The sequence below is a fragment of the Aestuariimicrobium sp. p3-SID1156 genome, assembly GCF_025144225.1.
Classification (GTDB): Bacteria; Actinomycetota; Actinomycetes; order Propionibacteriales; family Propionibacteriaceae; genus Aestuariimicrobium.
Genome location: NZ_JALXXB010000009.1, coordinates 92,911 through 103,944 on the forward strand (window position 1 = coordinate 92,911; position 11,034 = coordinate 103,944).

An 11,034-nucleotide genomic window follows, 5' to 3' on the forward strand; every position below is an offset into this window, starting at 1 on the left:
ACATGCCCGGTGTTGTGGCCGGGGGCCGCGAGGCACACTGGATGCATGCCCAGCACCTTCACGTTCACCACCGGTTCGTACGGATCACCTGCACCCTTTGAGCATCCCAGCCTCAAGCTGCTGGTCACCGACGCGCAGCGGGACCGGGCGATCGACTACCTGCAGGAGGCCTACGCCGACGGTCGCCTCACCAAGGAGGAGCTTGACGAGCGCATGGGCCGTGCCCTCGCTTCGCGGACACGCAAGGACCTCAACTCCGTGTTCGACGGGCTGGTGATGGTTCCCCTCGCCAGTCAGGCGCTGGCTGCGCACCCGGCCTACGCACCCCTGGTCAACCCGCACCGGGACGGCACGACCGGTCGCGTCGCCGGCGGACTTGCCTACCTCTCGAGCGTCCCCTTCCCGCTGGTCGGCCCCGGCATCTTCTATGCGGCAGCCACCAAGGGCAGCTATGCCCGTTCCCAGGCGGCCAGGGCCTTCAACTTCCAGCTGGTGGGCCTGCTGATGATGATGGTCTTCGGGGTCCTCGACTGGGGCTTTGTGGCTGGGATCTGGGCCATCGCCTGGTTCGCGCTCACCGTGATCGGTGGCATCAAGGCCTTCGCCGGCGAAGATTGGCACAACCCGGTGATGAAGGTTGTCCCATTCAAGCCCCTTGACGAGACAATGACTCGCAGCATCGGGCGTTGAGGGTGTAAGCTGGGACATCCGGCCCGCTCAGGTGGGTCGACAACTCAACAGGGGGTGACTGGTTTCGACTTGGGACGGTAGTCCCAGGGGAAGCGGGCCGAGAATCCAGAGTCAACTCGTAAATGTCCTCTGGAAATCAATAACTGCCGACAACAATCGCGCAGACTTCGCTCTCGCTGCCTGAGCAGTGATCGAAGGGTCAGTTCGGGCGTAGCCTTCCGCCCGGGTCCTGGCCTCATTCAGAAGGCTTGCTGACCAGCCTGCGTCGCAGGGGCTGGTTGGGACTTCACTGTGACTGGGCCTGTCTGCACATGCTGGCGTGAGTGCAGGGGCCGAGTAGAACGCAACGCCAGATGCGCCCGGAGAAGCCCTGGTTCGCCTCTTGAGGACGCGGGTTCAATTCCCGCCACCTCCACCCCTGTGCCCCTGCCAGCTCGCTGGCAGGGGCTTTTTGCTTTCACGCCTCGAAGACCCCCGGGCAGCCCCGAGGACGAGACCTTCTTGGACGTGAGTCTCGAGTACGTGCGTCATCTAGGCGCATGCCGACCCGAGGAGTTGGTCAGGCGTGGGCGGTGTGCTCGCGGTCGGCGTGTCCGGGTGGTTCGAGCTGGAAAGTGGAGTGCCCGATGCTGACGTCGAAGTGTTCGGCCACGCAGTCCTGGAGGTGGGCCAACATCTCGGCGGCGTGACCGTCGGTGAAGCACGCCTCGTCCAGGACGACGTGAGCCGTCAGCACGGGTAGGCCGGTGGCGATGGTGGAGGCATGCAGGTCGTGTACGTCCTGCACGTGCCGCACCGCGAGCACGTGGGCGCGGACGTCGTCCAGGTTCAGCCCCTTGGGTGTGGACTCCAGCAGGATGTGGCCGGTCTCTCGCAGGATGGTGATGGCGCGGGGCACGATGAGGGCGGCAATGAGCATTCCGGTGATGGCGTCGATGCGGACCCACCCGGTGGTGGTGATGATGATCGCGCTGATGATGACGGCCACCGACCCCAGGGCGTCGTTGACGACCTCCAGGAACGCGGCGCGCATGTTGAGGTTGGCGACACGTCCGGAGCTGAGGACCAGCATGGAGACGATGTTTCCGGCGAGGCCGACGATACCGAAGATGAGCAAGCCGGTGGAGCTGACCTCTTGCGGTTCGTACAGGCGGCGGACGCCCTCGACGAAAGCGTAGAGCCCGACCCCGAGCAGCACAGTGGCCTGGGCTCCCGCGGCGAGTACCTCGGCCCGGCGGAACCCCCACGTCCGCTCGGGTGTTGGCGGGCGCAGGGCCAGCGACGCGGCGATCAGAGCCATGCCCAGCCCGGCGGCGTCGGTAACCATGTGCCCTGCATCGACCAGCAGAGCCAGAGAGCCGGTCCACAACGCCCCGATGACCTCGGCGACCAAGATGGTCGAGGTGATCGCGAACGCGACCACCAGCGGGCCGCGGTGGGTGGTGACGCTTCCGTGGTTGTGGCCTGCGCTCATGCGCGAGCTCCTTCCAGGTGGGTACGGTCCTGCGCCACGCCGGGGGCGGCGAGGTGTCTGCTGCGGCCGGCACGGACACCGTTGGCGATGACGAGGACCTCGGCCAGCTCGTGGACCAGGACGACCGCAGCCAGACCCAGAACGCCGAATAGGGCCAGCGGGATCAGGGTCGCGATCAGGGCGAGGGAGACCACGACGTTCTGCAGCATGATGGCGCGGGTGCGGTGGGCGTGCTCGAACGCGTACGGCAGCAGCCGCAGGTCATCACCCATGAGGGCGACGTCGGCGGTCTCGATCGCGACGTCGGTGCCCATCGCGCCCATCGCGACGCCGACGTCCGCGGTGGCCAACGCGGGTGCATCATTGACACCGTCGCCGACCATCGCGGTCGGCCCCTGGGTGCCCAGGGCGGTGACCACCTGGGACTTGTCTTCCGGGCGCAGGTCGGCGTGCACCTGCTCGATGCCGGCCTCGGCGGCCAGGGCCCGTGCGGTGACCTGGTTGTCCCCGGTCAGCATCACCACGGTGTAGCCGTGGTCGGCGAAGCGGGCGATGACCTCGGCGGCCTCGGGCCGCAGTTCGTCCCGGACCGCGATGGCGCCGGCCGGGTGGCCGTCGACCTCAACCACGACCGCGGTCGCGCCGGCCTGCTGCATGCGCGCCACATCACCTGCCAGGTCGCCGGGGGTGACCCAGCCGGGTCTGCCGAGCCGGACCCGCGCACCGTCGACGGTGCCGACCAGACCGGCGCCGACCACGGCCTGCACGTCCTTCGCGGCGGGCACCGTGGCGGTGGCGGCCAGGATGGCTGCGGCCAGCGGGTGCTCGCTGCGCGCCTCCAGGGCGGCCGCCCACCCCAGCACCTGGTCCCGGTTGTTCCCTGGTGCGGTAGCGACGTCGACGACGGCCGGCCGGTTACGGGTCAGCGTGCCGGTCTTGTCCAGGGCCACGGTGCGGACCCTGCCCAGTGCCTCCATCGCCGCACCGCCCTTGATCAGGATTCCGCGGCGGCTCGCCGCCCCGATTGAGGCCACGGGTCCGATAGGCCGTGGAACAGCGCAGCCGCCAAGGACAGTCCTGCATCGGGCTCCGGATCCCTATGGTCGCTCAGACTCTTCGCTAACATCGTCATGTAGCGATGTTAGCGCACTCTCTGCATGCCGCGCGTCGCCAGGATCAGGTGGACTTGCGGTACCGCGAACGGGCCGCGACAGACCGGCCCTCTGTGTGTGCACACTCGTCTGCCGCGATGAGGGTGGGACCTGGACCAATCCCTGACCTGGGTCTTGTCCGGGTGATGCGGCGCGCTGTATCAGCATCAGGTGATTACTGAAGCCCAAGAGTTCGACACATGCCCCCCGAGCTCCACTTCCTGGAAAGAGCGCCCCGGCGCCACGAGCACGCACTGCTCGCTGCTGGGGATGACAAGAGCCGCCGAGCTTGCTCGAGCGGCTTTTGTTGCGCCTGGCGAGCGTCCAGCGGGTCAGATCCTTGGCGTTCTCCAGACAGTCTGCGGCTCTTCGCCCAGTCGCCCTGTTCGTCGGCCGTGACACAGAACCCCCGTGGGGGTGACAGGCCCGCAGGGGCGTCGGTCCTGGTGTGCAGGTTCACAAGTGCGGCCGCCCCCGACTGCGACGTGCCAAGATGGGGGAGTGATCATGCCATCGGGACCCAGCGCGGGAGAGCTCCTCGTGGCCAGCGCGTCCCATGCCGAGGGCTACTTCCACCAGACCGTGGTCTACCTGCTGGACGCCGACGAGTCCGGCGCACTGGGCGTGGTTCTGAACCGCCTGGCCACCGCCGAGCTCACCGAGGTGCTGCCACAGTGGGCAGACCTTGTCAGCCCACCTCAAGAACTATTCGCCGGCGGTCCGGTGTCGCCGAATGGTGCCGTGTGCATTGCCCGGCTCGCCAATCCCACTGAGGACCCGCCCGGCTGGCGCCGCGTCCGGGGTGACCTTGGCTTGCTGCACCTGGACACCCCCGTCGAGATCGCCGCCGGTGCCTACTCCGACCTGCGGATCTTCGCCGGTTATGCCGGCTGGGAGGCAGGCCAACTCGAGGGCGAGCTGTTGCAGGGCTACTGGCATCGCTTCTCTCCCACCGAGGCCGACGTCTTCGGTGCCGACCAGGTGGACCTGTGGCGTCGAGTGCTGCGGCGCCAGGGCGGGGAGACCGCCTGGTTCAGTACCTGGACCGACGACCCCGAGGTGAACTGACCAGGCTCCTGACTTGCGCGCCTGCCGCGGGCGCAGGACCTGACCCTCGCTAGAGTCCAACAGCATGAAGCAACGCGAGACCCTGGGCGCCCAGTCCTCCATCGCCAAGGGCCTGTTGGCCGGGACGCTCCTGGCGATCGTGACGGGGTGCTCGGTCGTGGAGAAGGCCGCCGGCGGTTCGACCCCACCCGAGGATCGACTGAGCCAGGCCGCCTCGCAGTCAGGTACCGCGGAGTTCACCCGGGCGTCGGCGACCGAGGAACAGGTCTGGGTCACCCACTCCGCGGACGGCAAGCAGCTGGTGACCACCGGGTTCAAGGGGGACCCCGTCACCACCCAGCCCGACACTGCCAGCACGCTGGACCCCGTCAAGCCGCTCCCCATCTCCACTCTCACGGCAGGCCTTGACCAGCGTGTGCCCGACTGCAAGAACTGGCGCCTCGAGGCCACCTCCACCCCGGCTGGTGCAGTGGTCCAGCGCGCCCTGTGTGATGGCGGCAAGGGTGGTGAGTGGCTGGACGGGAAGACGATCCCCGAGATCTCCCAGTGGGACGAGAAGAGCGTGGACACGGTGCTCGCGGAGGCTCGGGCGACGCTGGGGGGCAAGTCCCTCGACCTGGCCTTCGTGGCCGAGGGCAACAGCGCCGCCGGAGGCAAGCTCAGCGCCAGGTTCAGCTCGCTGCCGCAGAAGACTCCCGACGGCAGGCAGTGCCCCGTCTCGATTGCCCGCCACGCCGCGCCGGGCAGCCTGCCGCTGATCCAGGTGGTGGGCTGCGGTGAGTCCCTCGGCAAGGAAGTGGACCTGACCAGGCTCAGCGGCAAGGTCCTCATGGCAGCCATCGAGAAGGCGTCCCAGCAGAAGTCGGTCCAGCCGGGGGATTGGGAGAAGTTCACCGTGCTGGGCGGAGACGGGGGCAAAGTGACACTCCAGTTGAGCCCCAAGGACATGATGGTCGGGGTCACGGTCATCCCCCTGCCCTGACCCCTCGCTAGGATGGTGAAGATTTCGGAAGGGGCACACATATGGTCGAGGCAGTCCGCAGCGGGCGCAGCCACATCCTTGTCGTCGACGACGATGCCGCGCTTGCCGAGATGCTCCAGATCGTCCTGCAGCAGGAAGGCTTTGACGCCAGCTGGTGCCCCAACGGGCTGAAGGCCCTGGCCATGTTCCGCGACACACGCCCAGACCTCATCCTGCTCGATCTCATGCTCCCCGGGCGCGACGGCGTTCAGATCTGCCGCGATGTCCGCGCGGAGTCCGGCGTCCCCATCATCATGCTGACCGCGCGGTCTGACACCAAGGACGTCGTCACCGGACTGGAGGCCGGCGCCGATGACTACGTCTCCAAACCCTTCAAGCCGAAGGAACTCATCGCCCGCATCAGGACGCGCCTGCGTCGCTTGGACGCCGATTCGGCAGCACAGAGCAGCTACGCCATCGGGGATCTGGTGATCAGCACCCAGAGCCACACGGTCAAGCGCGGCGACCAGCACATCAACCTGACCCCGTTGGAGTTCGACCTCCTGCTGGCCCTGGCACGCAAACCCCAGCAGGTGTTCAGCCGCGACGTCCTGCTCGAGGAGGTGTGGGGGTACCGCCATGCGGCAGACACCCGCCTGGTGAATGTGCACGTGCAGCGGCTCCGGTCCAAGATCGAACGGGACCCTGAGCGCCCCGAGATCGTGGTCACCGTGCGGGGTGTGGGCTACAAGGCTGGTGAGCCGAAGACCGGTCAGTGACCGATGCCCCATCGCAAGCCCGCCGCCTTCTGGTGGTCCTCCCTGCCCGCACGCATCGTGGGTTCCACGATGATGGGTTCGATCCTGGTGCTGCTGTTGGCGGGGTCCTTCCTGATGCAGCAGGTGACCCGCGGGGTCGAGTCCGGCAAGCGCGAGTCAGCGGTCGCGGAGGCCACCCTGGCGATGGAGAGGATGCAGGCCCAGCTGCGCGGCACTGACCTGCGCACCGCCTCTCTCTACGAACGCTTCGGCCAGCTCGCCGATGAGATCGGCAGCCAGCCCCACCAGTACTTCCTGGTCATCCAGGGGCCCGTGTCCAGCTTCGTGGCGCCGGGCATCCAGGCCCAGAGCGTGCCGGGTTCCCTGGTCCAGACACTGGAGAAGGAGCGCTCCGGAATGTTCGTCACCCCCACCGAGGTCCAGTACACCGACCCGGGCAGGGAGTCGGTTCCCGGCCTGGTCGTGGGTGGGGTCCTGGAGGGGCCCGACAGCACCGACGTCTATCCCATCTACTTCGTGTTCCCGATGGACCGGGAGCAGGCCACCCTGGAGTTCCTCCAGCGGGCCGTCCTGACCACCGGTGCACTCCTGCTCGCGCTGCTGGGCGGCATTTCGGTGTTCGTCTCCCGTCAGGTGGTGCGCCCGATCCGCCAGGCCAGCCGAACGGCGGGACGATTGGCAGAGGGGCATCTGGACGAACGCATGGAGGTCCGCGGCCGCGACGACCTCGCCAGTCTCGCGCGGTCGATGAACCACATGGCCAGCGAGCTGCAGGCCCAGATCGTGCAGCTGGAGGACCTGTCCACCGTTCAACAGCAGTTCGTCTCCGATGTCTCCCACGAGCTCCGCACCCCGCTGACCACGGTGCGGATGGCCTCAGAGCTGATCTATGAGGCGCGTGATGAGCTACCCACGTCCATGTCGCGGTCGGCCGAACTGTTGCACAACGAGCTTGACCGTTTCGAGGACCTGTTGGGCGACCTGCTCGAGATCAGCCGTTTCGATGCCGGCGCGGCGGTCCTCACGCTGGAAGAGACCGACCTGGTCGCCCTGGTCCAGGACGAGGTGGATGCCCAGCGAGTGTTTGCGGCCTCGATGGGATCCAGGCTGGTGGTGCGCGCTCCCGCCTCGCCCGCGACAGCGGAGATGGATTCTCGCCGGATCCGGCGCGTCATGCGCAACCTCATCACCAACGCCATCGAGCACGGGGAGGGCAAACCGATCGAGATCACCGTCGGACTGGACGATCGGGCGGTGGCGGTCACCGTGCGTGACCACGGCGTCGGATTCCTGGCCAGTCAGTCAGCAGCGGTCTTCCACCGCTTCTGGCGGGCCGATCCCTCCCGGGCTCGGCGCGTCGGGGGCACCGGCCTGGGCCTCGCCATCAGCCTCGAGGATGCCCACCTCCACCGAGGCTGGCTCTCTGCCTGGGGACGCCCGGGGCGCGGTGCCCAGTTCCGTCTCACCCTGCCGCGTCGCGCCTCGATCGACCTGATCACTTCCCCGCTGCCGCTGACACCCCACGCCTTCAAGGACTCGCTGCGCGGCGTGCCACAGCACCCGTCCCTCGGGCGTTTCGACATCGAGAAGGGTGACCGATGAGGCGCCGCGAGTACCTGCAGCTGTCCGTCGCGGCCCTCGCGGGGTTGGCGGGGTGCAGCTCGCTGCCCACCTCCGGACCAGTGGAAGCCGTGGGGCCCGCGACCACGGCTCGGCAGACCACCGGTGTCGAGATCGCCCCCCAGCCCCCTCCGCAGGGAGGCAGCCCGGAAATCATCCTCGCCGGGTTCCTGGCCGCGATGAGCTCACCGGGGGGTGAGTACCGCGCGGCCAGGCAGTACCTGACGCCCGGCGCGCAGAAGCTGTGGAACCCGAACGCAAGCACCACGATCTATGAGGCGGAGAACAACAAGCCGATCACCACGGACAGCAGCGCGTCCCTGAACGTGCCCATCTTCGGAACCCTCGACGCAGCGGGGCGGTTCGTGCCCAGTTCACAGAAGCTGGTCCACGACTTCGGCATGCAACGCAGCCGGGGGCAGTGGCGGATCTCTAGCCCGCCGACAGGTGTCCTCATCGCCCGCTACATCTTCGAGCGCTACTACCAGCCCCTGAGCCTGTACTTCCTCTCCGCGGACGGGCGACGCCTGGTCCCCGACCGCATCCATCGGCACACCGACGCCATGAACCCCACCGACACAGTCCAGGCCCTGCTGGGCGGTCCCGCGTCGTGGCTGGCCCCTGCGGTGACCAATGCCATCCCCCCAGACACCCGGCTGAGCGTGAACGCCGTCGCCCTGCGGGAGGGGATTGCCGAGATCAGCCTGACCGAGCACATCAGCTCCCTGCCCGAACGTCGTCGCACCCAATTGGCTGCCCAGCTGGTGGCCACGCTGGCCCAGTTCCCCCAGATGGAGGGCGTCCGGGTGCTCAACAACGGGCAGGCCTGGCAGGTACCGGGAACAGCGAGCAATGGGGTCGTGGAGCGTGACGTGCTCGTCCCCTTCGAGATGCTGGACGAGCGGGAGGAGGAACTGGTGCATGCAGTCGTCAACGACCGCATCGGGGTCCTCGACCCCCGTGCCAGCGGCGGTTTCGCCGCCCTGGAGGGCGTCTTCGGCAAGGGTGGCTGGGGCGATGCCCCCGGCGGTTTCGCGATCCAGCGGAACTCCGACCTCGTCGCGGTGGTGAACAAGGCCGGCAACAAGTTGTTCCTCGCGGCCAGCACGGCCGGGAGCGCCGACCTGGCGTACGTCGGGAGCAACGTCCTGCGCCCCCAGGTGCTCGATGACGGTTCAGTGTGGACGGTGGGGACAAGGCAGGGTGCCAGCGAGCTGGTGATGGTCGACACCCAGGGACGAACCCACACCGTGGACCTGTCGATTCCCTCAAGACACCGGGTCAGGGCCTTCCGCATCGCCCCCGACCGCACCCGGCTGGCGCTGGTGCTCGACGACGGCAAGAAGCAAGTGCTCGGGATGATGCGGATCCGCGGCACCGAACCGCTGCTCGTGGACGGGTGGCGCCCTTTGGCACTCACCTCGACCAGCGGGATGTTGGGGAGGGTACGTGATGTGGGCTGGGCCGAACCGGGAACCATGATGGTCATCGCGGGCCCGGAGGGCAATGACTACCTCAACATCTATCGAGTGCAGTCGGATGCCTCGCAGGTGGAGAACCTCGGGCCAGCCAGTTCAGGTGCGACACCGGTCTCCCTGGCGGTCTTCCCGCGACGCTCCGGGACGACGGCGGCCTACCTGAACGATGCGGGGGAGTGCCTCCGTTTCGAGGGAAGCTACCGCTGGCAACCCATGCAAGGACAGGTGACCCAGATCACCCTTCCGGGCTGATCACACGAACTGGCCTGTGGACAACGGGGTGATCCGCCATCCCGAGGCCCATGATCTGCCTGTGCTCGTCGACTCGTGTGTGCCTGTGCTCGACGCCGTCGCGGACCTGTTCATCGGCTCCAGCTGCGTCGGCTGCGGGGTTGCCTCGTGGCAGCTGTGTCGCAGGTGCCGTTTGCTGGTGGCCACCGCACGGTTCCATCGGCTGTTGCCCAGCGGGCTCGAGGTCATCGGTGTGACCGAGTACGAGGGCAGTGGTGGGGCGATGCTGCGCGCCCTGAAAGATCGCGGTGCCTGGTCGGTGGCGGCATTCTGCGCGGTGGGCTTGGCTGATGCGGTGGCCCATCTGCCAGCGGCCGACCTGCTGGTACCGGTTCCCAGCCAGCCGGCGGCCATCAGGCGGCGCGGCTTCGACCACGGCCTGGCGCTGGCTCGCTCCACGGGACGCCGCAGCAGGTTGCCCGCCCGGCACCTGCTCCGACGCGTGCGGGTGCAGGCGGACCAGGCCGGGTTGGCGCTGGAGGAGCGGGCCACCAACCAGCAGCGTGCCCTGGCGGCCCTGCGGGCCGGGTCGAGCCGGGTGGTGCTGATCGATGACATCTGCACCACCGGCGCGACGCTGATGGAGGCGGAGCGGGCCCTGGCGGCGTCCGGATGGCAGGTTCAGGGAGCTGTGGTGGTCGCGAACACGACCCGCCTGACGGACTTGTCGAGCCATCGGTGACAGGAAGGTAACAGAGGGGTAACGTGTCTGTATGGCACGACAGAGGTGCACATCCACCAGCTTCCTGGGTGGCATGTGGCCCGAAGTCGGGCCATTTTTGTTTCCCAGAGACCCAGGAGGTCGCCATGGACATCATCGTGAGCGGACGCCACTGCCACGTCAGTGACTCCATCCGTGAGCAGGTCGCCGAACGACTTGCCACAGTGGAACGATTCCGTGATCGGGTGCAACGGGTCGAGGTCGAATTCACCGTCAACGAGACGAAGGGTTCGCCCGACCAGGCCGTCGAGGCCGAGATCACCCTGCGCAGCAAGGGGCCCGCCGTCCGGGCCACCGCCACTGCGGAGGACAAGATGGTTGCGTTCGAGAAGGCCATGGAGAAGCTGAAGACACAGCTGCGCCGAGCGAGCGACCGCCGCAAGTCCCGCAAGGGCCTGCGCCACCACACCGGCCAGCTCAGCGCTCCCGACGTGATGGTGGAACCGCTGGTCGCGCCGCTGGATGACGAGGCGCCGACCAGCCAGTTCGTCGCCGGCATGGAGGTGCTGGGGGATGGCCCGCTCGTGGTGAAGGAGAAGGAGTTCGACACGTCGCCGCACACGCTGGCCCAGGCGCTGGACGAGATGGAACTGGTCGGCCACGACTTCTTCCTCTTCCAGGACGCAGACTCCGGGCGACCCGCCGTGGTCTACCGCCGCAAGGCCTACGACTACGGGGTGATCAGGCTGAACGTCACCCAGTGACCACCCTGATCGAGCGGAACTGCCGTGGCTGATTCCAGTGGTGGGGGGGGGGGGGGGGGGGCCCCCCCCCCCCCCCCCCCCCCCCCCCCCCCCCCGG

10 protein-coding genes and 1 other RNA gene are annotated in these 11,034 nt (G+C 67.9%); 9 read left to right on the forward strand and 2 right to left on the reverse strand.

Annotated elements, in window-relative coordinates; genetic code table 11:
• Positions 1–45: 45 nt before the first annotated feature.
• On the forward strand, positions 46–690 hold the full coding sequence (locus tag M3G03_RS10470; protein WP_259809702.1) for a DUF1707 and DUF4870 domain-containing protein: 645 nt from the start codon (positions 46–48) through the stop codon (positions 688–690).
• A 50-nt stretch (positions 691–740) separates the two neighbouring features.
• Positions 741–1,108: a transfer-messenger RNA gene (ssrA, locus tag M3G03_RS10475) on the forward strand.
• A gap of 141 nt (positions 1,109–1,249) precedes the next feature.
• On the opposite strand, the gene M3G03_RS10480 is transcribed toward ssrA, so the two are convergent.
• Both M3G03_RS10480 and M3G03_RS10485 read right to left on the reverse strand, forming a co-directional pair.
• Positions 1,250–2,164, reverse strand: a complete 915-nt coding sequence (locus tag M3G03_RS10480; RefSeq protein ID WP_259809704.1) for a cation diffusion facilitator family transporter — start codon at positions 2,162–2,164, stop codon at positions 1,250–1,252.
• On the reverse strand, positions 2,161–3,198 hold the full coding sequence (locus M3G03_RS10485) for an HAD-IC family P-type ATPase (protein WP_311197539.1): 1,038 nt from the start codon (positions 3,196–3,198) through the stop codon (positions 2,161–2,163). Before M3G03_RS10485 ends, M3G03_RS10480 begins: the two co-directional genes overlap by 4 nt.
• A gap of 624 nt (positions 3,199–3,822) precedes the next feature.
• Here M3G03_RS10485 and M3G03_RS10490 point away from each other — a divergent pair.
• The 7 genes from M3G03_RS10490 (at position 3,823) to hpf (ending at position 10,937) form a co-directional block, all read left to right on the forward strand.
• Positions 3,823–4,383, forward strand: coding sequence for a YqgE/AlgH family protein (locus M3G03_RS10490; RefSeq protein WP_259809707.1), 561 nt, complete (start codon positions 3,823–3,825; stop codon positions 4,381–4,383).
• 64 nt (positions 4,384–4,447) lie between these two features.
• Entirely contained in the window at positions 4,448–5,365 is a 918-nt protein-coding gene (locus tag M3G03_RS10495) for a hypothetical protein (RefSeq protein WP_259809708.1), read from the forward strand.
• A gap of 41 nt (positions 5,366–5,406) precedes the next feature.
• A complete protein-coding gene (gene mtrA / locus M3G03_RS10500) occupies positions 5,407–6,123 on the forward strand; it encodes an MtrAB system response regulator MtrA (RefSeq protein ID WP_259809710.1) in 717 nt (238 codons plus the stop codon).
• A gap of 3 nt (positions 6,124–6,126) precedes the next feature.
• On the forward strand, positions 6,127–7,725 hold the full coding sequence (gene mtrB / locus M3G03_RS10505; RefSeq protein WP_259809712.1) for an MtrAB system histidine kinase MtrB: 1,599 nt from the start codon (positions 6,127–6,129) through the stop codon (positions 7,723–7,725).
• On the forward strand, positions 7,722–9,473 hold the full coding sequence (locus tag M3G03_RS10510; RefSeq protein ID WP_259809713.1) for an LpqB family beta-propeller domain-containing protein: 1,752 nt from the start codon (positions 7,722–7,724) through the stop codon (positions 9,471–9,473). The genes mtrB and M3G03_RS10510 overlap by 4 nt, the downstream gene beginning before the upstream one ends.
• Positions 9,474–9,501: 28 nt before the next feature.
• On the forward strand, positions 9,502–10,194 hold the full coding sequence (locus M3G03_RS10515; RefSeq protein ID WP_259809715.1) for a ComF family protein: 693 nt from the start codon (positions 9,502–9,504) through the stop codon (positions 10,192–10,194).
• A 125-nt stretch (positions 10,195–10,319) separates the two neighbouring features.
• Positions 10,320–10,937 carry a ribosome hibernation-promoting factor, HPF/YfiA family gene (gene hpf, locus M3G03_RS10520; RefSeq protein ID WP_259809717.1) on the forward strand — a complete coding sequence of 206 codons (618 nt, stop codon included), beginning with the start codon at positions 10,320–10,322 and terminating at the stop codon, positions 10,935–10,937.
• The last annotated feature ends 97 nt before the right edge of the window (positions 10,938–11,034 follow it).

Excerpts from the sequence above, each read along its gene's own strand:
- M3G03_RS10470 (WP_259809702.1), top strand. The coding sequence starts at position 46 with ATGCCCAGCACCTTCACGTTCACCACCGGTTCGTACGGATCACCTGCA.
- M3G03_RS10480 (WP_259809704.1), bottom strand. The coding sequence starts at position 2,164 with ATGAGCGCAGGCCACAACCACGGAAGCGTCACCACCCACCGCGGCCCG.
- M3G03_RS10490 (WP_259809707.1), top strand. The coding sequence starts at position 3,823 with ATGCCATCGGGACCCAGCGCGGGAGAGCTCCTCGTGGCCAGCGCGTCC.
- M3G03_RS10495 (WP_259809708.1), top strand. The coding sequence starts at position 4,448 with ATGAAGCAACGCGAGACCCTGGGCGCCCAGTCCTCCATCGCCAAGGGC.
- mtrA (WP_259809710.1), top strand. The coding sequence starts at position 5,407 with ATGGTCGAGGCAGTCCGCAGCGGGCGCAGCCACATCCTTGTCGTCGAC.
- mtrB (WP_259809712.1), top strand. The coding sequence starts at position 6,127 with ATGCCCCATCGCAAGCCCGCCGCCTTCTGGTGGTCCTCCCTGCCCGCA.
- M3G03_RS10510 (WP_259809713.1), top strand. The coding sequence starts at position 7,722 with ATGAGGCGCCGCGAGTACCTGCAGCTGTCCGTCGCGGCCCTCGCGGGG.
- hpf (WP_259809717.1), top strand. The coding sequence starts at position 10,320 with ATGGACATCATCGTGAGCGGACGCCACTGCCACGTCAGTGACTCCATC.